This is a genomic window from Arthrobacter sp. 001422645 (assembly GCF_059816125.1).
Genome location: NZ_JCBANT010000001.1, coordinates 482,641 through 506,101 on the forward strand (window position 1 = coordinate 482,641; position 23,461 = coordinate 506,101).

Below are 23,461 nucleotides of genomic sequence, written 5' to 3' on the forward strand. Positions count from 1 at the left end.
CTAGCCGCGGGAGATCTGCACCATGTCCTCGCGGGGGACCACCTTGACGCGTTCCCGCACGATGCCGTTGGCGTCCGGGGAAGCGGACCACTCCGCGCCGAGGGCGAGTTCGCGGGCGTCGAGTTTGTTCCACCCCTCCCACGTGGTGTATTCGATCCCGCGCTCGTCCAGGAGGTCGAGGATCGCCTGCGGATCCGGGTTCTGCGCCGGCGGAAGGCTGAGCCGGTCCTCGAGCAGGAAGCCGATGGTCTCCAGCGCGTCGCCTTTGGTGTGGCCGATCAGGCCTACGGGCCCGCGCTTGATCCAGCCCGTTGTATAGATGCCCGGGACGGGATTGCCGTCGGCGTCGAGCACACGCCCGCCCTCGTTGGGGATCACGCCGCGGCGGGCGTCGTATTCCAGTTCGTCCAGCGGCGAGCCGTGGTAGCCGATGGCCCGGTAGACGGCCTGGACCGGGTAGTCGAGGAACTCCCCCGTGCCCTTGACGTTGCCGGTGCCGTCCAGCTGCATGCGCTCGAACTTGATGCCGGTGACTTTTCCCGGGTGGTCGGCGTCGTCGTGTATTTCAACGGGGCTGTGCAGGAAGTGCAGGTGCAGCCGGCGGGACGACGGTTCCTCGGCCTCGGCGTGCTCCTCGACGAGCCAGTTCGTCAGGGTGTTGACCATGGTGCGGATCTGGTTGTTGCTGCGGATGGCCTCGTCGGAGGCATCGTCGAATTCGAAGTCCTCCGGATAGAGGACGATGTCGACGTCGCGTGCGTGGGAAAGCTCGCGCAGTTCCAGCGGGGTGAACTTCACCTGCGCCGGGCCGCGGCGGCCGAATACGTGCACGTCCGTGACCGGGGAGTTCTTGAGCGCCTGATAAACGTTGTCCGGGATTTCCGTCACCAGCAGCTCATCGGCGTGCTTGACCAGCATCCGGGCGACGTCGAGGGCCACGTTGCCGTTGCCGATCACCGCGATCTCCTTCGCGTCCAGCGGCCAGTCACGCGGCACGTCGGGGTGCCCGTCGTACCAGGAGACGAAGTCGGCCCCGCCAAAGGACCCTTGGAGCCCGACGCCGGGGATGTCCAGCTCCGCATCTTTGATGGCGCCCGTGGAGAAGATCACGGCGTCGTAGAAGGACCGGAAATCGTGCAGGGTCAGGTCGCGGCCGTAGGTGACGTTGCCCAGGAACCGGATGTCGCCGCGGTCCAGGACTTTGTGCAGCGCGTTGACGATCCCCTTGATCCGCGGGTGGTCCGGGGCGACACCGTACCGGATCAGGCCGTACGGGGCCGGGTACGCCTCGAAGAGGTCGATGCTGACCTCGAAGTCGCCGTCCTTGACTTCATTGGACTTCGTCAGGATGTCCGCGGCGTAGACGCCGGCCGGTCCGGCGCCGACAATCGCAACGCGGAGCGGACGTTTGGACGTTCTGTTAGGCGAACTTTCAGGCGAAGTTTTGGCCGAGTTGGACACCGGGAGCCCTTCTGAGTCTTAGCGGCTGCGCCGGATCAAGCAGCGCACAATCCCCCTATTCTAAATGTCCGCACCCCGGTGCGGGCGCCCTGGTGCCTGACGTCGCAGGGATCTGCGCCCCGACGCCCGGAACATCGGGTCCAAAGGCAGGAATAGGCGCCCCGCGGGTGGTGTTATGGATCTTGTGCCTACCCCCGACGGATCCCACTCCCCAGCCGCACTGACCTCTCCGGGCGCTGCTGCCCCCGGCGCAAACGCGGCGAAGCGTCCGCCGGCCGCGCTCAAGGCAGTGGACACGGATACGACGGCGGGAATCATCTTCGGGATCGGCGCTTACGGCCTGTGGGGGCTCATGCCCCTCTACTTCTTCCTGCTGCAACCCGCAGGAGCTGTCGAAATTGTGGCCAACCGGGTGCTCTGGTCGTTGCTGTTCTGCGTGCTGCTGATCACCATCACCCGCTCCTGGCGGGTCCTCGGAGCAGCCTTCCGCAACCGCACAGTCATCTTCCCGCTGGCCATCGCCGCGGTCCTGATCGCGGTGAACTGGCTGACGTATGTCTACGGCGTGACCACCGGACAGGCCGTGGAGGCGTCACTGGGCTACTTCATCAACCCGCTCGTCTCGGTCCTGCTGGGTGTGGTGGTGCTGAAGGAGAAACTGCGGCCGCTGCAGTGGGCCGCCGTCGGCATCGGCTTCATTGCCGTGGGCGTCCTGACCGTTTCCTACGGCAAACTGCCGTGGATTGCCTTGACCCTGGCACTGAGCTTTGGTCTGTACGGCTTCGTCAAAAAGCGTGTCGGCCCGCGGGCTGACGCGATCACCAGCCTCACGGTAGAGACGATCGTGCTGGCGCCGGTGGCGGCCGCCGCCATGACCATGCTGGCGCTCAGCGGATCCGCGACGCTGGCCGCCTACGGCGCCGCGCACTTCTGGCTCCTCGCGGCGTCGGGGATCATCACCGCCGTGCCGTTGCTGTTCTTCGGCGCCTCGGCCCGGCGTCTGCCGATGACGACAATCGGCCTCTTGCAGTACTTCGCCCCCGTGCTGCAGTTCATCGTGGCGCTGGCCGTGTTCCATGAGCCCATGACGACGGACCGCTGGATCGGCTTCGGCGTCGTCTGGCTCGCGCTGCTGATCCTGACCGTGGACATGCTGCTCGCTACCCGGAGGAACTCCGTGACCCGCAGGCTGGCCCGCTCCGCCGCCCGAGCCTGACCCAGGCGGCGGAACGGCCTGACGCCGTCAGTCCTCGGGGCTGGTGTCGAACCGTTCGTAGTCGCGCGGGACCACAATCATCGGCACCGGCAGGGCAAGGAGCACCTTGTTGGCCGTTCTGCCGATGAACAGTTTGTTTTTCTCCGCCAGGCGGGACGAACCCACGATCATGATCTCGCCGTCGTCCCATTCGAGGTCGTCGATGGCTTCCTCGATGGTGCGCCCATGGGCGACTTCCACCGTGACCTGGTGGCCTTCCGGCAGCCGGTGTGCGGCCGCCGTAAGGACGGTGTTGGCGTGGACGTGCGCAGCGTTGATGTTTTCGCCGCTGTCCCCTTCGGCGTCAAGTTCCACCAGCGAGACCAGCCGCAGCGGGACACCGTGGCGCTCGGCGGCTTCAACCGCGACGTCGATCGCCGCCTCCGCGCCGGTGCGCTGGCCTACCGCGAGGGTCAGCCGGGTGATCGGCTCCGTGTGGCGGTAACCGCGGGGTGCCAGCGCCACCGGAACGGGCGAGGCATGCAGGAGGGCGTTGGCCGCGCTTCCGATGGTATAGCGCTTGAACAGCCCGGCGCTGGCTGCGCCCACGACGATCAGGCCGGCCTTGTATTCCACGGCGGCATCGATGAGGCCGGCGGCGTGTGAGTCGGCCTGGCGGACATGGAACCTGGCCTCGAGGTCCTTCGGGACGAGGGCCAGGCCCTCCCGTTCCGCGCTGAGCACCTTCTGCTCCGCGGCGCTGACACGGCTTCCCTCCGGGTTCATCGCGACATAGGGCGTGCGCCGGTCCACGACGTAAACCAAGTCAAGGTGCGCCCCCTGGGCGCGGGCCAGAGCAGACGCCAGCGCAACGGCGTCGGCGCCGCGTTCGCTGGGGGTATAGCCAACTACGTATCGCATGTATGAACCCCTTATGGGTCTGTGGCAGAAGCCAGCTTTGCTCCGGGGGTTCCGGGCGACGTCGGCCGGTCTGCGTTCCTGCAGTGGTAGGAACGACTCTAGCCCAGCGGGACCCGGATGTGGCGGGAACCGGCGGGCGGAAACGGCGCAAAACAAAACAGTCCGGGGGCTTAACGCAGCAGAGCCACGGACCTGTGTCCGCGGCTCTGCTGCTGTGGCCGGATTCCGGGTGGCCGAACTGCTTATGCGTGCGCCTTGATGGCCGAGGCCAGGACCTGGAGGCCGTCCAGCAGCAGTTCGTCGCTGATGACCAGCGGCGGCAGGAGCCGGATGACGTTGCCGTAGGTGCCGCAGGTGAGGATGATGACGCCCTCCTTGAGGCAGGCCGCGGCAACAGCCTTGGTCAGCTCCGGGTTCGGTTCCTTCGACCCGGCCTGGACCAGCTCGATCGCCAGCATGGCACCACGGCCGCGGATGTCGCCGATCACGGACCGGTCGGCAAGCTCCGTGGCCAGGTCCCGCAGCTTGCCGAGGGCCAGCTCCTCGATGTGCTTGGCGCGGGCGTTGAGGCCGTACTGCTCCATCGAGCCGATGGACGCCAGGGCCGCGGCGCACGCCACGGGGTTGCCGCCGTAGGTGCCGCCGAGGCCGCCCGGGTGGACGGCGTCGAGCAGGTCGGCGCGGCCGGTGATGGCGGAAAGCGGCATGCCGCCGGCGATGCCCTTGGCCATGGTGATGATGTCCGGGACGACGCCCTCGTGGTTCACGGCGAACCATTCGCCGGTGCGGCAGAAACCGGACTGGACCTCATCGGCGATGAAGACGATGCCCTTGTCCTTGGCCCACGCGGCCAGTGCCGGCAGGAATCCCTCGGCGGGGACAATAAAGCCGCCCTCGCCCTGGATGGGTTCGATGATGATCGCGGCAACCTGCTCGCCGCCGATCTGCTTCTCGATCATGGTGATGGCGCGCTTGGCAGCCTCCGCACCGGTGATCTCCGGGTTTTCCTCGCGGTAGGGGTAGCTCATCGGCATGCGGTAGACCTCGGGCGCGAACGGGCCGAAATTGGTCTTGTACGGCATGGCCTTGGCGGTCAGCGCCATGGTCAGGTTGGTGCGGCCGTGGTACGCGTGGTCGAAGGCGACGACGGCGTCCCGGCCGGTGGCGAGGCGGGCCACCTTGACGGCGTTCTCGACGGCTTCGGCGCCGGAGTTGAACAGCACGGTGCGCTTCTCGTGGTCGCCCGGGGTGAGCCGGTTCAGCTGCTCGGCGACGGCGACGTAGCCCTCGTAGGGCGTGACCATAAAGCACGTGTGCGTGAAGTGCTCTACGGCTTCCTTGACGGCGCCGACGACGGCCGGGTCGGAGGCGCCGACGCTGGTCACGGCAATGCCGGAGCCGAGGTCGATGAAGGAGTTGCCGTCGACGTCGTGGATGATGCCGCCGTCGGCGTCGGCGACGAAGACGGGGACGCTGGACGCGACGCCGGCGGCGACGACGGCCTTGCGGCGCTCGGTCAGGGCCACGGACTTGGGGCCGGGGAAATCGGCCTGGACGCGGCGCTTCTGCTCAAGACGGTACGTGATGTCATGGGCGGTGGTGGTCATGGGAGAGCCTTCCTTTACTGAATGGGGCGACGCCGGCCGGGTTCCCTGGCCGAAGCGGAGCGAGATTGGGGCGCCGGCGGGGATCAGGCGACAGCGTTATGCGTCTGTAGTTATGCGACAGCGTTATGCATCTGTGGTTATGCGACAGCGTTATGCATCTAATGCAGACATGACGTGCTTGATGCGGGTGTAGTCCTCAACGCCGTACATGGAGAGGTCCTTGCCGTAGCCGGACTGCTTGAAGCCGCCGTGCGGCATCTCGGCAGTGAGGAGGATGTGGGTGTTGATCCACACCGCACCGAAGTCCAGGTCGCGGCTGACGCGCATGGCGGTGCCGTGGTCCGTGGTCCAGACGCTGGAGGCGAGGGCGTAGTCAACGTCGTTGGCCATCTCCACGGCCTCCTCTTCGGTGCTGAACTTCTGCACCGTGATGACGGGTCCGAAGGTTTCCTTCTGGACAATGTCATCGGTCTGCTTGGCACCGGTGATGATGGTGGGCTCGAAGAAGAAGCCCTTCTCCCCGGCGCGGTGGCCGCCGGTTTCAATCCTGCAGTTCGCCGGGAGGTGCTCCACCACGGACGTCACGGCATTGAAGTGGTTCACGTTGTTGAGCGGGCCGTAGTAGTTGTCCTCGTCGTTCTGCGAACCGGTGTGCAGGGTCCTGGTGTGTTCCACCATGGCTGCGACGACGTCATCGTGGACTTCGTCCTGGACCAGCACGCGGGTGATCGCCGTGCAGTCCTGGCCGGCGTTGAAGAACGCGAATTCGGCGATGGCCGCGGCGCTCTTTTTGATGTCCGCGTCCTTGAACACGATGGCAGGGGCCTTGCCGCCCAGCTCCAGGTGGGCCCGCTTGAGGCCCTTCGCGGCGCCGGAGGCGACCGCGATGCCGGCCCGGACGGAGCCGGTGATGGAGACGAGGCCGGGGACCTTGTGCTCCACCATCAGCGCGCCGGTCTCGCCGGTGCCCAGAACAACGTTGAGTACACCGGCCGGGAAGATCTCGCCGGCGAGGCGGGCCAGGACGAGGGTGGATTCCGGGGTGGTGTCCGAGGGCTTGAGCACCACGGTGTTGCCCGCCGCCAGGGCGGGACCGATCTTCCAGATGGCCATCAGGAACGGGTAGTTCCAAGGTGCCACCTGCGCGACGACGCCGATCGGTTCGCGCCGCACGTAGGAGGTGTGGCCCTCGAAGTATTCTCCGGCGGACTTGCCCTCCATGATCCGGGCGGCGCCGGCGAAGAAGCGCAGCTGGTCGGCGCCGGCGGCGACTTCCTCGGAGGCGATCAGGGACCGGACCTGGCCGGTGTTGCGGTGCTGGGCCTCGACCAGTTCGTCGCTGTTTGCCTCGACGGCGTCGGCGAGCTTGAGCAGCATCAGCTGGCGCTGCCCCGGCGTCGTGTGCTTCCAGATTTTGAAGGCGTCCTGCGCGGCCGTCATGGCGGCGTCGACGTCGGCCGCGACCGAGATCGGAGAGGTGGCCACGACGTCGCCGTTGGTGGGATTGACGATGTCCAGCACCCCGGTTCCGGCGGGGGTGACAAACTCGCCGTTGATGAAGTTCTGCAAGGTTTGAACCACGGTGTACAACCTCTTTCACGCTGAAAAGGACCCAATGAGACTGCTCCGAGCCTATGCCAGCCGGTCAACCCCGGGGAATAGTCACCTGCACACCGTTGACGCCACATTTTAGTGCGCTTGACCAGCCCCCGGCTATCCTGAATCCATGGCCATTTCACTCGCTGCCCTGCTGGGGGTTCCGTCCCTCAAACTCGCCAAGGCGGGCCTCGCGGAGACCACCTGGCACCAGGACATTGTGTGGGTGGCCGTCACGGAGCAGGAGGACCCGCAGCGGTTCCTCAATGGCGGGGAACTGGTGCTCACCACGGGCATGCGGCTCAAGAGCGCCCCCGAACAGCGCCGCTTCGTCCGCCAGGTCCAGCGCGCCGGCGCGGTGGGGATCGGTTTCGGGATCGGCCTGACGCACGACGCCGTGCCCCCGGCCCTGATTGCCGAGGCCAACCGCTGGGGGCTGCCCGTGGTCGAGGTGCCGTATGAGACACCGTTCATCGCGATCGGCAAGCTCGTCGCCGACGCCCAGTCGGCGGACCACTTCACCAAGCTGGAGCGGCTCATCGCCGGGCACCAGATCCTGGCCCGCGCCCTGCTCACCGGCGGCGGACTGACCGAACTCCTCAAGCACCTCGGGTCCATGCTACGGACAGAGATCGTGCTGACCCAGTTCACTGCCCAGCTCTACAGCACCGTGCCGGGCAACCCCGCGCCGAGCACCGAAGGCTGGACGTCCTTCCCGATTCCCACCGGCCGCCGCGACGCGTGCACCCTGTGGGTGAAACAGCCGTTCGAGGATTCCGGGATCGTGGGCTACGCCCAGAACCTGATCAGCGTCGAACTCAACAACATGGTCAAGCAGCGCCAGTCCCAGCGCGCCCTGGCCGGGCAGGTCCTGGAGGACGTGATCCACGGGACCCTCGAGCCCAGCGAAGCGACCCGCCGGCTCGCCGGCATCGGGGTCAACAGCACCCGCAGGAACGTGGTCCTGCTGGCTGAGTCCGCTCCCCACTTCAAGCAGCTCGTGACGTCCTCCCTGCCGCAACCGCTGGAAAAATCGGTGAGCGCCGTCGTCGGAAAGGACCTGGTCGCGGTGGTCCCCGACGACGGCAGCGGCGCCAGCGCCCTGGCCAGGAGCCTTAGCGACCACCTTGCCGAGGCCGGGATCCACGCCACGATTGGGATCGGCGGGGCGTATACCAAGCCCAACGGGCTGCGCTGGAGCTACTTTGAGGCGCGCGATGCCGCCAGCCACGGCCTGCCCGTGAACGAACCGGAACGGCTGAGCCTGACGTCGCTGCTGCTGGCCAGCGAGGATGTGCCGCTGGCTGACATGGCGAACGAGTCACTCAATCCGCTCCGGAGCTTCGATGCGACCCATGGCGCCGAGCTGATGACCACGCTGGAGAGCTACCTGAACAACAACGGCTCGGTGGCCGCCGTCGCCGAGGAGCTGACGCTGCACCGGAACACGGTCCGCTACCGGCTCGCCCAGATCACTGAACTCACCGGTTACGACCCCGCCCAAACGTCGGACCGGGTGCAGCTGTGGCTCGCGCTGGCCGTTCAGCGGCTGAGCGCCCGGCACCCGCGCTGACCCTCCTTGCCCCCTCCTTGCCCACAGCAACGCGGGAAACAGCACCTCAATAGGGTCTTAGTGCCGTAGACCGGACCGCGGCCGGTCGCAAGACTGGGAGAGGCAGTACGCTGCACAAGAGCGCCCGGAAAAGGTGCCTGCGCCTCTCCGTCCCCTTCCACGGGCGGAAGTGCCAGTCCCGTCGGTGCCGCAGTTCGGCTGCCTGATTCGCCCTAGGAAGTACCCGACTAGGAGGCCGAACGTGGGCAAGAAGAAGAGCACCAAGAAGAGCGCCGACGAACCGGCGGAGGGGCCGCCCCGAACCAAGATGCCGCGCAAGGAATATGAGGCGGAGATGGCCATCCTGCAAGGCGAACTGGTCGCAATGCAGGAGTGGGTGAAGTCCACCGGAGCCAAGATCTGCATCGTCTTCGAGGGCCGCGACACGGCCGGCAAGGGCGGCACGATCAAGCGCATCGTGGAGCGGGTGAGCCCCCGGGTATTCAGGGTGGTGGCCCTCCCCACACCGACGGACCGGGAGAAGTCCCAGATGTATCTCCAGCGCTATATGGCGCACTTCCCAGCGGCTGGCGAGGTGGTCATCTTCGATCGCAGTTGGTACAACCGTGCGGGAGTGGAGCGCGTAATGGGTTTCTGCACCCCGGAGCAGACCCAGAGGTTCCTCAACATGACTCCGCTGGTGGAGAAGGCGATGGTCGACTCCGGCATCATCCTGCTGAAGTACTGGCTTGAGGTCAGCGCGGACGAGCAGACGCGTCGGCTCAAGAGCCGGATGGACGATCCGCGCAAGACGTGGAAGCTTTCGCCGATGGATCTGAAGTCCTACAAACGGTGGTACGACTACTCCCGGGCCAGGGACGCCATGTTCGCGGCGACCGACACCGCATGGGCCCCCTGGTTCGTCGCGAACAACGACGTGAAGAAGCGCGGCCGGCTTAACATCATCAGCCACCTGCTCAGCCAGGTGCCGTACGAGCCGTTCCCGGGACTCGACGTCGAACTACCGAACCGCCAAAAGGCCGGCAACTACCGCGAGCCGAGCCTCGCGGTGCGGCGCGTCCCAACCCCGTTCTGAGCAGCGCCGCCATGAGGAGGAAGTCATGAACGACAATCCCGGAACAGCAGCCGTGGCCGCGACCGAGCCGGACGCGACCTGGTACGCACTGGCACCGGCAGAGGTGGCGGCCGAACTGAGGGTGGACCCGGCCAGCGGCCTCAGCACGGCCGAGGCGCAGCAGCGGCTGCAGGAATACGGCCCGAACGCCTTGGCCGCCGCGAAGCAGGAACCGGTGTGGAAACGGTTCTTCAAGCATTACCGGGACTACATGCAGATCGTGCTCGTGGTCGCTGCCCTGGTCAGCCTGTTGATCGCGGAATACGGCACGGCGATCGGACTTGCCCTGCTGACGCTGTTCAACGCATGGCTGGGATATCACCAGGAAGGCAAGGCCGAAGAGGCCGCCGCCTCCTTGGGGCAGATGATGAAGGCAATGGCCAAGGTGCGCCGCGACGGCGTGATGACGGAGCTCCCCGCCGAGCAGATCGTTCCCGGCGACATCGTCATGGTCGACGCCGGTGACCGCATCCCCGCCGACGGCAGGGTGGTCCTTGCCGCCACGCTCCAGATCGAGGAGGGGGCCCTGACCGGGGAGAGCGTCGCGGTCGAGAAGGACACCGCACCCATCGGCGGGCACGACGTCGGCATCGGAGACCGCGTGAACATGGCGTTCATGAACACGAACGTGACGCGTGGACACGGCGAGATCCTCGTGACCACCACGGGCATGGGGTCCGAGGTAGGCCACATCGCCCACATGTTGTCCGGACAAAAAGAGGAAAAGACCCCCCTCACGAAGCAAGTCGACCGGCTCACCATCTTCATCATCATCGCGGCCCTCTTCGCGTTCGTCGCGATTGTCGTGATGGGCCTGGCCCAGGGCGACTCCTTCGCGGTGCTCTTCGGAATCGGCGTCGCGCTGGCGGTCGGCTCCATCCCGGATGCGCTCCCCGCCGTCGTCACGACGATCCTGTCGGTCGGCTCGGTCAACATGGCCAAAAAGAACGCCATCATGAAGGTCCTGCCTGCGGTGGAGACGCTGGGCTCCACATCCGCCATCAACTCGGACAAAACGGGCACCCTGACCCTGAACCAGATGACTGTGCGGGAGATCGTGACCGTACAGCATCACTACACGGTCAGCGGTGAGGGGTACAGCTTCGACGGCCAGGTCCAGCGGACCACCGGCGACGCCGAACGCGACCTCGACTACGTGATGTTCCCGTGCGCCCTGTGCAACGATTCCGATATCCAGGACGGCGAAGTCATCGGGGACCCCACCGAGGCGGCACTGTACGTCCTCGCGCAGAAGGGCGGCGTGGACGTCACGGAGTTCCGCCGGAACAACCCCCGCGTGGCGTCCGTGCCCTTTGACTCTGACTACAAGTTCATGGCCACGTTCCACCGGATGCCGGGGGCCGACGGCCGGCCGGTGATCCGGGCCTACGTGAAGGGGGCACCCGACGTCGTCCTCAACAGGTCCACGTCCGCGCGGATGCCGGGCGGCCGCGCCGAGACCCTTACCGAGGAAATGCGGGCGAAAGTGCTGGCCGCGAACGAGCGCATCGCCAGCCAGGGCCGGCGGGTGCTCGCCCTGGCGCAGCGCGAGTTCGACCTGGCAACGTTCCAGCCCTCGGGCGACCTGATGGCGCTGATGCAGGACCTGGAGATTTCGGCGCTGATTGGTGAGGTGGACCCGCCGCGCGCCGAAGCGGTGGCCGCCATCGCCAAGGCGAAGCACGCCGGCATCCGGGTCCGGATGATCACCGGCGACCACGCCATCACCGCGGCCGCGATCGCCGACGAACTGGGCATCAGGGGCCGCGCGGTCACCGGGGCCGAGTTCGCGGCGATGACCGACGCCGAGGCCGACAGCCAGATCGACGGGATCGGCGTGATCGCCCGCGTGGCGCCCGAGCACAAGGTCAGGCTCGTCGAGGTGCTCAAGCGCAAAGGCAACATCGTCGCGATGACTGGCGACGGCGTGAACGACGCGCCGGCCATCGCTGCGGCCGACATCGGGATCGCAATGGGCATCACCGGCACCGACGTCGCCAAGGGAGCGGCCAAGATGATTTTGGCCGATGACAACTTCGCCACAATCGTGGCCGCGGTGGAGCAAGGCCGGCTGGTGTACGACAACCTGCAGAAGTTCATCCGGATCCAGGTCGCCAACCTGTTCATGTTCATCCTGGCGTTCATCGGATCGTCCGCGTTCGCGATCGCCGGCACGGCGCTGCTCAGCCCGGCCCAGGTGCTGTGGATCCACATGGCAATCGTCGCCCCCATCGGCGCGGTGATGGGCCTGGATCTCGCGACGCCGGGCATCATGGACCGCAAGCCCCGGCCGTTCAATCAGCCGATCATTGTCCGGTCGATGATGGTGCGCCTGTTCATCGTGGGACTGTTCATGGCGGCCGCCACGCTGGTCCTCGTGCAGATCGGCAAGACGAGCTACGACTCCCTCGACGTCGGCCAGAGCATGGCCATCGTGGGGCTGGGGCTGATGAACATCACGGTCGCGCTCAACCTGCGGTTCCCCGAGGAAAGCGCCTTCGGGCCGTCCACGGTGTCCAACCCGAAGCTGCTCTGGGCGTTCGCCTGGGCCATCGTCGGCTCGATGCTGATCACCCAGATCCGGGTGCTGCAGGACCTTTTCGGCACCGTCCCGCTCACCGGTCAGCAGTGGCTGGTCTGCCTGGTTCCGGCTGTTGTGCTGCTGATCCTCGGCGAGCTGTTCAAGCTGATCCTTCGGGCACGGCACTCGAAGGTTACGGCCAAGGCCCCCGCTTCCGCGGTCCCCGCCTGACCACACCAACCCATCCGGTCTCCACGCAGGTCCGAATAGTTCATGACACCTTCTTGGTGTGTGGAAACTGTACGGCTACCTAACTGGAGATGAACGTGACCAAGACCCTCAAGACCGCTGCCCGGATCGCTGCTGGATCAGCACTGGCATTCTCTGCCCTCGCCGTGACTTCGATGCCGGCGCAGGCCGCCTCCGCACCTGACACCACCGCGGTGACCAGCGACGCGGCGTCCAACAACCAGCTCACATTCGGACCGCTGATCGAGGGCGGACTCGTCGACGGCCCCCTGGTGGACGGTCCCCTCGTCAGCACCGGCGGGACCGGGCCCTTCCAGTTCGGGCAGTTCCAGTAAGCCTCCCAGCACTCCCCTGATCCCCCGGCACAGCGGCCACACCGGCTGACTCGCCGGGGGATCGTTTTGCCTGAGCCCTCGGCGCGGGCCCCTGCGGGGTGCCCCGAATACGCCCACCGGCCACTCGAGATACCCGAGAAGGAACATGTCCCCGAATCCCCTGAACGCCCAGCCCGACAACTCCGGCGGCCGGCTCGATCTGAGTCCGGCCCAGCGAGGCATCTGGTACGCGCAGCAGCTGGCGCCGGAGAATCCGATGTACCAGATCGGACAGTTCGTCGAGATCCAGGGGCCGCTCGACGTGCCGGTGCTGACCGACGCCGTGGCGCGGGCCGTGGCCGGGACCGATGCCCTCAACATGGTCTTCGGTGAGGACCATGCGGGCCCCTTCCAGCTCCGGAGGCCCCATCCGGCGAGGATGGAAGTGACGGACCTGAGCGGCGCTCAGAACCCGGAGGCCGAAGCCCGCGTACTGATGGACTCGGACCTGGGCCTCGCCCGCGACGCCGTCACGGACGCGCTACTCCATACCGAACTCATCAAGCTCGCCGACGACCGGCATTTCTTCTATCAGCGGGTCCACCACCTCATGCTGGACGGCTACTCCGCCGTGCTGGTGCTCCAGCGCGTGGCGGAGCAGTACCAGCAGCTGCTGGACGGCGCGGAACCAGGCGGCGCTGCCACCGGGGACACGGGACCCGGAAACACTCGGGCCTTCGGCTCCCTCGCCGAACTCCTGGCCGCTGAGAACGCCCATGCAGGGTCCGATGCCGCCGACGCCGACCGGGTCTATTGGGAAGACCAGTTGCGGGATGCCCCGGCCGCTGCAGGACTTGCCGGCCGGCCCGCGGGTGCCGCCAGTTCGCTGGTCCGTGCCGCCAGAGTCCTGCCTGACTCGGCTGCCGCAGCGCTACGGTCTGCGGCCGGCTCCGCGCCGGCGCTGATCCTCACGACGGCAGCCCTGTACCTTCACCGGATCACCGGAGAGCGCGACGTCTCCGTGGCCCTGCCCGTGACCGCGCGCCGCGGCAAACTGGCGAAATCCACGCCGTCGATGCTCTCCAACATCGTGCCCATCCGGGTCGCCGTCGAACCCGGCTCAACAGTCCGCGACACCATCACGGCCGTGGGTGACACCCTCCGCGGAGCCGTGATCCACCAGCGCGGCCGCTTCGAGGACCTCAACGCCCACAGCGGCTACCGGGGACCCTCGGTCAACATCCTGCCCGTCCTGGACGACATCAGCTTCGGCCCCGCCCGCGGCACCATGAACATCCTGTCCACCGGCCCCATCGACGACCTCTCGGTCATCGTCCATGGCCTCGACGCCGGAACAACCGCAAGCCGCGACGGGTCCGGCGTCGAGTCCGGCACAACCGCGCCCCCGGAACCTGGACCCAGAATCCAGTTCGAAGCGAACGCCGCCCTCTACAGCACCACGCAGTTGGAGGAGCACCTGGACCGGTTCGTCCGGCTCCTCGCCGATGTGGCCACCCGGCCCGAGTCCCGCGTCGCCGCCTTGTCAGTGACCACTGCCGTCGAGGAACGCTCCCTGCTGGCGGCCGGCGACGCCGGCGACACGACCCTCCCCCGGCACACCCTCGTGGAGGAATTCCGGCACAGCGCCCGGGAGTCCGCTTCCCGGACCGCCGTCGTCGCGCCCGACGGCGAACTCACCTTCGGCGAGCTGGAAACCCGCTCGAATCAGCTGGCCAGGTTCCTCAGCAGCCACGGGGCGGGCCCCGGGCTGACCGTTGCCGTCCGGCTGGACCGCAGCGTCCTGCTGCCCGTCGCGATCCTGGCGATCCTGAAATCCGGGGCCGCGTACCTGCCGCTGGACCCGGACTACCCCGCGGGCAGGGTTGAGGGCATGCTCGAAGACGCTGCCCCGGTCCGCCTGCTGACGTCCGCCGCGTTCACCGGCGGGGACTCCGGGCATGCCGAACTCGCAACGGACGTCCCCGTCACCGTGCTGGACGCCGCCCTGATGGTGTCCTGCCTGGACGGCAAGGACGGGTCCGCGTTGGAGTGCCCGGCCGGGCAGCAGGATCTTGCGTACGTCATCTTCACGTCCGGCTCCACCGGCCGGCCCAAAGGCGTCGGCGTCGAGCACCTCGCCCTGCTGAACCTCTACACCTCGCACCGGGACAGCATCTTCCTGCCCGCGGAAGAGCGGCTCGGCCGGAAGCTCAGGGTCGCGCACACCGCCGGCCTCTCTTTCGACGCCTCGTGGGACCCCATCCTCTGGCTCATCGCCGGCCATGAACTCCACCTCGTGGACAACCAGACCCGCCGCGACCCGGAAGCGCTCAGCGGCTACCTGGCCGGCACGGGCATCGACTCGATCGAAACCACCCCGTCCTTCGCCAAGGTGCTCCTCGCCGGCGGCCTGTTCGACCAGGACACCCACCCGTCGGTGGTGGCCCTGGGCGGCGAGGCCGTGGATCCCCCGCTGTGGAACGCCCTCGCGGAGAAGGACGGGCTGGTGGCCTACAACTTCTACGGCCCCACCGAGACAACAGTCGATTCCCTCACCGCCGTGATGCGGCCCGGCACCGAACCGACCCTGGGCGACTCCGTGGCCAACAGCCGGCACTACATCCTGGACTCGGGCCTGAACCCCGTCCCCGTCAACGCCATCGGTGAGCTCTACGTCGCCGGCATCAACCTGGCCCGCGGCTACCTGGACCAGCCCGGGCTCAGCGCCGAACGTTTCGTCGCCGACCCGTTCGTCCCCGACGGCTCCCGCATGTACCGCACAGGCGACGTCGTCCGGCGGCTTCCGGACGGGACCCTCGAGTTCCGCGGGCGCATGGACGCCCAGGTCAAGATCCGGGGCTTCCGGATCGAGCTCGCCGAGATAGAAGAGGTCCTCCGCGGCCTCGACGGCGTGGAACACGCCGCTGTCGCCGTCACGAAGAACCGGGCCGGCTACGACCAACTGCTCGGCTACGTCACCGCCGCCGTGCCCGACGGCGCCGGGCTGGCCACGGCCGAACTGGACATTCCGGAACTGGACACGGCGGAACTGCGCCAGCTGGCCCGCCGGCAGCTCCCGGACTACATGGTGCCCGCCGCCGTGCAGCAAATCCCGGCCATCCCGCTGACCGCCAACGGGAAGCTGGACACGCGCGCGCTCCCCGCGCCGGAGACGGAATCCGCCGTCACCGCGCCCCGCAACGAACGGGAACGGATCGTGGCCGAGGCCTTCCAGGAAGTCCTGGGGCTCGATGCCGTAGGACTTGACGACGACTTCTTCGAACTCGGCGGGCACTCCCTGCTCGCAACCCGGCTGGTCGCCATTCTGCGGGACCGCACCGGCGCCGCGCCCGCCCTGCGGACCGTGTTTGAACAGGCCACGGTGGCCGCCCTCGCGGAGACGCTTGAGCTGGCAACCGGCAACGCGAACCCGCTCAAACCGGCGGAACGCCCGGCCGTCATTCCGCTCTCCTTCGCCCAGCGCAGGCTCTGGTTCCTGAACCGCTTCGACCCCGGATCCGGCGCCTACAACATCCCCGTGGTACTGGCGCTCAAGGGCAGCCTGGACGTCGCGGCGCTTCGGGGCGCGATCACCCAGGTGGCGGGCCGCCACGAATCCCTGCGGACCCTCTTCCCGCTGCTCGACGGCGAACCCATCCAGCAGATCCTGTCCGAGCGCCCGGTGGAGCTGCTGGCGGTCCAGTGCACCGCCGACGGGCTGGCCGGCGCCCTCACGGCTGAAACCCGGCGAGGCTTTGATGTCACGCGGGAACTGCCGTTGCGCGCCGTCCTGTTCCAGCTGGCCCCCGACCACCACGTGCTGGCCATAACACTGCACCATATTGCCGCTGACGGCTGGTCGCTGGCCCCACTCGCGCAGGATCTCTCGCTCGCCTACAACGCACTGGCGGCCGGCGCGGACACCCCTCTGGCGCCACTTCCGGTGCAGTACGCCGACTACACACTGTGGCAGCGCGACGAACTGGGCAGCGAGGACGATCCCGCGAGCGCCATCTCCCGCCAGCTCGAGTTCTGGACCCGCGAACTGCGCGGCGCCCCCGAGGAACTGCGGCTGCCGTTCGACTTCAGCCGGGGCGCGCAGGGCGCCGCCGAACCGGCGTCGTCCCTTCACCTCACCATCCGTCCGGAAACCAGCGCCCGGCTCAACGCCCTGGCACGGGAACACAACGCCAGCCTCTTTATGGTGCTGCAGGCCGCGCTCGCGGCCCTGCTCACCAAGTCCGGCGCGGGCGAGGACATCCCGCTGGGCACGCCGGTGGCCGGCCGCACGGACACCCAGCTCAACGAACTGGTGGGCTTCTTCGTCAACACCCTGGTGCTGCGGACCAACACCTCCGGAAACCCCACCGCGGCGGAGCTCGTGGAGAGCGTCAGGTACACCAACCTGCACGCCTACGCCAACCAGGACGCGCCCTTCGAACGCGTGGTTGAGGAACTCAACCCGGCCCGGTCCCAGCACCGCCATCCGCTCTTCCAGGTCATGCTCACGCTGCAGAACACGGCAGTTGCCGGGCTCTCCATGGACGGTCTCGAAGCCACCGCGGACCTCAGCCAGGAACCGGGTGGGGCCAAGTTCGACCTGCTGCTGGACCTGGCTGAAGATGACGCCGGCATCCGCGGCTCGCTTGCCTACAACCCTGCCCTGTTCACCCGGGCCACCGCCGAGCAGCTCGTGGCCGGCTTCCTGGCCGTGGCGGAGCAGTTCGCCGCGGATCCCGGAATCACCCTGGACCGGCTCCGGATCCAGTCCCCGGAGCAGCACCGGCTCGCGTTGGAGCAGAGCCTTCGGACCGGAGACTCTGCACCCGGCGCGGAGGCGCCGGAGACCGTCGTCGACGCCTTCCGGGCCACCGTGGCACGGATCCCGGACACGTCGGCGCTCGTCGACGCCGCCGGGACGGAGGCCGGCGCCAGCTTCGGCCAGCTCCACCGCCGGGTCCAGGCCCTCGCCAAGGGACTGCTGGCCTCCGGAGTGAAGCCCGGCGACCGGGTGGCCGTGGCGCTGCCGCGCACGGCCGACGTCGTCGCTGCCGCACTGGCGGTGCTGGCCGCGGGCGCGGTTTACATCCCGGTGGACCTCTCCTACCCGGAGGAGCGGATCCGGATCATCCTCGAGGACGGCGCACCCGCCGTCGTCATCTCCGGCGCACCGGCCACAGGTAGGGATGGCTCCGAGGGTCCGCGGACCCTGGACGTCGACACGCTGCTGGCAGCAGGTGCCGGCATTTCCGACGCCGCCCTGGCACAGCGCCGCCCGGCCGCCGGTGACCTTGCCTATGTGCTCTACACTTCCGGTTCCACCGGACGCCCCAAGGGGGTGGCCGTCCCGCACGGCGCCCTCGCGAACCTGTACCGCCACCACCACCGCACCCTGTACGCGCCGCGCTTCGAGGCCGCCGGTGCGGACGGCACCGTCGCCGTGGCGCACATCGCCGGCCTCGGCTTCGACGCCGCCTGGGACCCGATGCTGTGGCTGATCGCCGGCGCGGAGCTCCATCTCGTGGCCGACGAGGGTCGCGGCGACGCCGAGTCGCTCGCCGGCTACTGCCGCAACCACGGCATCGACGTTCTGGAAACGACGCCGTCCTACGCCGGCCAGCTGCTGCAGAGCGGCCTGCTCGAGGCGCCCCGGGAACAGCCCCTGCTGCTGGCCCTCGGCGGCGAAGCCGTGACCCCCGGGCTGTGGACGCAGCTGGCCGCGGCCCCGGAGGTCTCGGCCCACAACTTCTACGGCCCCACCGAGTTCACCGTGGACTCGGTGACCGCGGAGATCAGCGGCGGAACACCGGCCATCGGCCGCGGCATCGCCAATACGGACACCTTCGTCCTGGACCAATACCTGGCGCTGGTGCCGGCCGGCGTCCCGGGCGAGCTGTACCTGGCCGGTCCAGGAATGGCGCGCGGCTACGACCGGCGCCCCGCCGAGACCGCCTCCCGTTTCGTGGCCAACCCCTTCGCCGCCGACGGCAGCCGGATGTACCGCACCGGCGACCTGGTCCGCCGGAGGCCGGACGGCTCGCTCGAGTTCCTCTCCCGCACGGATGAGCAGGTCAAGGTCCGCGGTTTCCGGATCGAACTCGGCGAGATCGAGGCCGCGCTGTCCTCCCATCCGCAGGTTGAGCGCGCCGTGGCCGTGGCCGACGGCGAACCGGCCCACCGCGTGGTGGCCTACTACACCGGCACCGCGGGGTCCGAGGACTTGCGCGCCCTGGCCGCCGGTAAACTGCCCGACTACATGGTCCCGGCCGTCTTTGTGCACCTGCCCGCCATCCCCCTGACCCCGCACGGCAAACTGGACCGGAAGGCCCTCCCGGCTCCGTCCGCCGGTGCCGGCACCGGCACCGGTCCCGCCCCGGCGACCGGGGACGAACACACGATGTGCGGGATCTTCGCCGACGTCCTCGGCGTCACCGAGGTCTCGATGGGCGATGACTTCTTTGTCCTGGGCGGGCATTCCCTGCTCGCGGTCGCCATGATGGGCGGCATCCGCGAAGCTTTCGGCACCGAACTGCCGCTGCGCATGCTCTTTGATCAGCCCACGCCGGCGGGGCTGCTGGCCGCAGTCCACGGGCAGACGCGCCCAGAGGGTCCTGCCGGTTCCGTCGCAGCCCCCGGGTCCGGCACGGACACCGGGCAGCCGGACCCTGCCGCGGCACCGGTCGCGCTCACGGACTGGCTGGCCGGCGCTGATTCTGTCCGGCCGGACAGTCTGGCGCTCTCCTACGCCCAGTCCCGGATGTGGTTCCTGAACCAGCTGGACCCGGGCTCGGCCGACTACAACATCTCGCTCGCGGTGCGCCTCACCGGGGCGCTCGACGAGCAGGCGCTGGCGGCCGCCGTCGGCGCCCTGTTCCGGCGCCATGAAGTTTTCCGGACCATCTATCCGGAGACCGGCGGGGTCCCGGAGCAGGTGGTCCTGGACCCGTCCGACGGCGCCCACGGCGCCGGCATGCGCCTGACCATCAGCGCCGTCGCGACCCGGGCCGAGGTGCCCGGCCTGCTGCGGGACGACGCCGAACGCGGCTTCGATGTCCGCGCCGAGCTGCCGCTGCGGGCGAGGCTCATCCCGGTCGACTCGGCGGACGAACCGGAGTGGGTCCTGCACCTCGTGATGCACCACATTGCGAGCGACGGCGCGTCCCTGGCCCCGCTCGCCCGGGACCTGTCTGCCGCCTACGAAGCCGCCCGCGGCCAAGGCCCGGCTGTCGGCCCGGCACCGCTGCCCCTGCAGTACGCCGACTACGCCAACTGGCAGCGGCAGCAGCTCGACGGGACGGCGCTCACCGCCAAGCTGGGCCACTGGCGCAATGCCCTCTCCGGCATCCCGGCCGAAATCATGCTGCCAGCGGACCACCGCCGGCCCCGCGAATCACACCAGCCCGGCCGGCAGCTGACTTTCCGGCTGGCCCCCGCCAGCGTCACGGCACTCAACGGACTGGCTTCGGCGTCGAACGCGAGCCTGTTCATGGCGCTCCACGCCGCACTGGCCGCCTTCCTGCACCGCAGCGGCGCCGGCGAGGACCTGGTGATCGGTTCCCCCACGGCCGGCCGGACGGATCCGGCGCTGCGCGAACTGGTCGGCTTCTTCGTCAACACCCTGCCGCTGCGGGTCGACGCTGCGGGCGACCCCAGCCTGCGGACCATGCTCGGCCGGTCACGGGAGAGCATCCTGGCGGCCTTCGACCACGACGACGTGCCCTTCGAACGTCTCGTCGAGGCCGTAAATCCGGACCGCGCGCTGGGCCGCCACCCGCTGTTCCAGACCATGCTCACCGTAGACAACGAGGCGCCGGCGGTCCCGCAGCTGCCCGGAGTCCGCGTGGACACCGAGCCGGAGACAGCATCGGGCGAAGCCAAGTTCGACCTCTCCTTCACCTTCCGGCCCGACGCCAACAGCAACAACAGCGGACTCAACGGCACGCTCGACTACAACTCGGCGATGTTCGAGGAGGCAACCGCAAGGCGGCTGGCGGACAGCTTCAGCCGGTTCCTTGAACTGGCCGCCGCGTCGCCGGACACCCCGGTTTCCCTGCTCCCCATGCTCGGGGACCAGGAGGCCATCACGCTGATGGCGGCCACCGCCGGAACCCGCTCGGACCCGGCAACCGGCTCAGCCACCTCCGGCGCGGAGCCCGGCATCTTGGCGGCTCTCGCCGCCACGGTCAGGGCGACGCCGGATGCCTCCGCACTGGTCGCCGAGGACGGGACCCTGAGCTTTGCGGGCCTCGCCGCCTCGGCGTCCCTGATCGCCGCCGCCTTGGCGGGGGCCGGAGTCAGCCGCGGCGATGTGGTTTCCGTGCTGCTGCCCCGTTCACGGGGAACAGTCGAGAGCATGTTCGGCGTGCTCGCCGCGGGCGCGGTCTACAACCCGATCGACACCGAATACCCGGACGAGCGGGCGTCGGCCATCATCGAGGACGCCGCCCCGCCGGTGATCCTTACCAGCCGCACCGTGGCAGCCCGGGTGGAACAGCTCCTCTCGGAGCTGACGGAACGGCCCCGCGTGCTGGTGCTGGAAGACCTCGCGGCAGCCAAGGAGGAAGGCCCGGGCACAGCCCCGGAAGCGGGCGGGGATGCGGCGGCCGCCGGCCCGGCAGCCTTCACCGCGCCGGCCCCGCACGAGTTGGCCTACGTGATGTTCACTTCCGGCTCTACCGGCCGGCCGAAGGGCGTCGAGGTCAGCCATGGCGCACTGGCGGCGCTCCTCGGCTCGCACCGCGACACCCTGCTGGCCGGCGCACGACCCCGGCGGGTCGCCCACACGACGGGCATCGGCTTCGACGCCTCCTGGGACCCGATCCTCTGGATGGTGGCCGGCCACGAACTGCACCTGATCGGCGATGAGACCCGCCGCGACTCCCAGCAACTGGCCGCCTACTTCTCGGAGCACCGCATTAGCGCCTGGGAAACCACCCCCGGCTACCTGCGCCAACTCCTGACCGAACCGGAGTTCACCCGGTTGCTCGACACGCACGCCACCGGCAGCCGTCCCGGACGCTTCAGCCTGGCCCTCGGCGGGGAAGCGTTCGACGCCGGGCTCTGGGACACGGTCGCGGCGCACCCCGGCGTCCAGGCCTGGAACCTCTACGGACCCACCGAGGCCACTGTGGACACTGTCTTGGCCCGCGTCGATACCGGCGCACCGGTGCTGGGCAAGCCCACCGCCGGCACGCGCCTCTATGTCCTGGACGACAGGCTGCAGCACACCCTGCCCGGCGCGGCCGGAGAACTCTACATCGCCGGCCGCCAGCTGGCCCGCGGCTACCGCGGCCGTCCCGAACTGACGGCTGAACGCTTCATCGCGGACCCGTTCGCCGGCGGCGGCGAACGGATGTACCGCACCGGTGATGTGGTGTACCGGCACGCCGACGGCCGGCTCGTCTTTGCGGGCCGCAACGATGACCAACTGAAGATCCGCGGCTTCCGGGTGGAACCGGGCGAAGTGGAGCAGGCCCTCCGCAGCGCCCCCGGCGTCAGCGCCGCCGTCGTCCGCTCTATCGGGGACGACGGCGGGAACGGCGGCGGCGGTATGCGTCTGATCGGCTACATCGTGCCGGCGGCAGCCGGCCAGGGCACGGACGCCGGGTCCGAACCCGGATCCGGGCCCGACTGCGAAATCGACGTCGGCACCCTGCCGCACGCCATCCGGAACCACGTCCGCGGGCTGCTGCCGGACTACATGGTGCCAGCCGCCGTCGTCGTGATCCCGGAGGTGCCGCTGACCCCGCACGGCAAGGTGGACGCGGGGGCGCTGCCGGATCCCGGAAGCGCGGACCGTCGTGCCGGGCGCGGTCCGCGGACCCCGCGGGAAAAGACCGTCGCGGGGATTTTCGCCGGGGTGCTGTCCCTGGACCGTGCCGGCGTGGACGAATCGTTCTTCGAGCTCGGCGGCCACTCGTTCCTGGCCCGGCCGCTGATCGCCCAGGTCAACGCGGCGCTGGGCACGGATCTGACGGTCCAGTCGCTGTTCCGGGCGCCCACTGTTGAGGGTCTGCTCCGCGAGGCCGCCAAGGGTGCCGACGAAAGCGCCGCGGACAGCCTGCGCCAGCTGCTGCCGCTCCGGACCACGGGGACCAAGCTCCCGCTCTTCGCCGTGCACCCGGCCTCCGGCATCAGCTGGGGCTACGCGTCCATGCTGGGCAAGCTGGATCCGGAACGGCCGCTGATCGGGCTGCAAATGCCCGGAATGGAACCGGGCCGGACCCACCCGGTGGAGGCCGCCACGTTGACCGAACTGGCGGACGACTACATCGCCCAGCTCCGTTCCGTGCAGCCCGAGGGCCCCTACCACCTCATGGGCTGGTCCTTCGGCGGCCATCTGGTCCACCGGCTGGCCACCCGGTTGCAGGAACTCGGCGAGGACGTGGCGTTCCTGGCCATCCTCGATGCCTTCCCCGGCAACCAGGAGGACAACGCTGACGTCGGGTCCGGCCCCGGGCTGTGGGCCAGCTACCTCGACGCCCAGGGCTACGAACTGCCGGCCGAGGACATGGCCGGACTGGACGGGCAGCGCGCGCAGGAAATCCTGCGGGAACACCACAACCCGCTGGGCACGGTTCCGCTGGACTCCGTCAACGCCATGGTGGGGAACTTCCCCGAGCTGGCCCGGCTGATCCGCGACGAGCAGCCGCAAGTGTTCGACGGCGAGCTGGTGTTTTTCCGGGCCACCCGGGAGGTGCCTGCCGGTACTCCCGGCAGCGATGCGTGGCAGCCGTTCATCACCGGAACCATCACCGACGTTCCCGTGGCGGAGCGGCACTCCCAGCTGCTCAGTGACGGGGCTCTCAGCGCAATTATGCCCGCGCTGGCCATCCAACTGGGCGGCGGAGACGAATAACCAGTGATGCCTCCGCTCCACAAGAGGGGCTTTCCGAACGCCAGAACCGACA

10 protein-coding genes are annotated in these 23,461 nt (G+C 68.7%); 6 read left to right on the forward strand and 4 right to left on the reverse strand.

Going from position 1 to position 23,461, the window contains the following annotated elements:
- On the reverse strand, positions 1-1,461 hold the full coding sequence (locus tag AC6EUH_RS02285; protein ID WP_056424911.1) for an FAD-dependent oxidoreductase: 1,461 nt from the start codon (positions 1,459-1,461) through the stop codon (positions 1-3).
- A 175-nt stretch (positions 1,462-1,636) separates the two neighbouring features.
- Here AC6EUH_RS02285 and rarD point away from each other — a divergent pair, with 175 nt between their 5' ends.
- On the forward strand, positions 1,637-2,677 hold the full coding sequence (rarD, locus tag AC6EUH_RS02290; RefSeq protein WP_499737677.1) for an EamA family transporter RarD: 1,041 nt from the start codon (positions 1,637-1,639) through the stop codon (positions 2,675-2,677).
- A gap of 27 nt (positions 2,678-2,704) precedes the next feature.
- Here rarD and AC6EUH_RS02295 read toward each other — a convergent pair whose 3' ends face one another.
- The 3 genes from AC6EUH_RS02295 to AC6EUH_RS02305 all read right to left on the reverse strand — a co-directional run bounded on the left by AC6EUH_RS02295 (position 2,705) and on the right by AC6EUH_RS02305 (position 6,765).
- Positions 2,705-3,577 carry a universal stress protein gene (locus AC6EUH_RS02295; RefSeq protein WP_056424905.1) on the reverse strand — a complete coding sequence of 291 codons (873 nt, stop codon included), beginning with the start codon at positions 3,575-3,577 and terminating at the stop codon, positions 2,705-2,707.
- Between the two features lie 242 nt (positions 3,578-3,819).
- On the reverse strand, positions 3,820-5,184 hold the full coding sequence (gene gabT, locus AC6EUH_RS02300) for a 4-aminobutyrate--2-oxoglutarate transaminase (protein ID WP_056424902.1): 1,365 nt from the start codon (positions 5,182-5,184) through the stop codon (positions 3,820-3,822).
- Positions 5,185-5,334: 150 nt separating this feature from the next.
- Complete coding sequence (locus tag AC6EUH_RS02305) at positions 5,335-6,765, reverse strand: gamma-aminobutyraldehyde dehydrogenase (protein ID WP_499737678.1); 1,431 nt, start codon at positions 6,763-6,765, stop codon at positions 5,335-5,337.
- Between the two features lie 145 nt (positions 6,766-6,910).
- On the opposite strand from AC6EUH_RS02305, the gene AC6EUH_RS02310 reads away from it, so the two are divergent.
- From AC6EUH_RS02310 to AC6EUH_RS02330, 5 genes are all read left to right on the forward strand, one after another.
- Positions 6,911-8,353, forward strand: a complete 1,443-nt coding sequence (locus AC6EUH_RS02310; protein ID WP_499737679.1) for a PucR family transcriptional regulator — start codon at positions 6,911-6,913, stop codon at positions 8,351-8,353.
- Between the two features lie 241 nt (positions 8,354-8,594).
- Entirely contained in the window at positions 8,595-9,428 is an 834-nt protein-coding gene (gene ppk2, locus AC6EUH_RS02315) for a polyphosphate kinase 2 (protein WP_499737680.1), read from the forward strand.
- A gap of 25 nt (positions 9,429-9,453) precedes the next feature.
- Positions 9,454-12,219 (forward strand): cation-translocating P-type ATPase, encoded by a 2,766-nt coding sequence (locus tag AC6EUH_RS02320; protein WP_499737681.1) that lies wholly within the window; start codon positions 9,454-9,456, stop codon positions 12,217-12,219.
- Between the two features lie 95 nt (positions 12,220-12,314).
- The gene (locus AC6EUH_RS02325; protein ID WP_499737682.1) at positions 12,315-12,572 is read left to right on the forward strand and encodes a hypothetical protein; all 258 of its coding nucleotides are present in this window, start codon (positions 12,315-12,317) and stop codon (positions 12,570-12,572) included.
- A 145-nt stretch (positions 12,573-12,717) separates the two neighbouring features.
- Positions 12,718-23,409: an amino acid adenylation domain-containing protein gene (locus AC6EUH_RS02330; protein WP_499737683.1), complete on the forward strand. Its 10,692-nt coding sequence runs from the start codon at positions 12,718-12,720 to the stop codon at positions 23,407-23,409.
- The last annotated feature ends 52 nt before the right edge of the window (positions 23,410-23,461 follow it).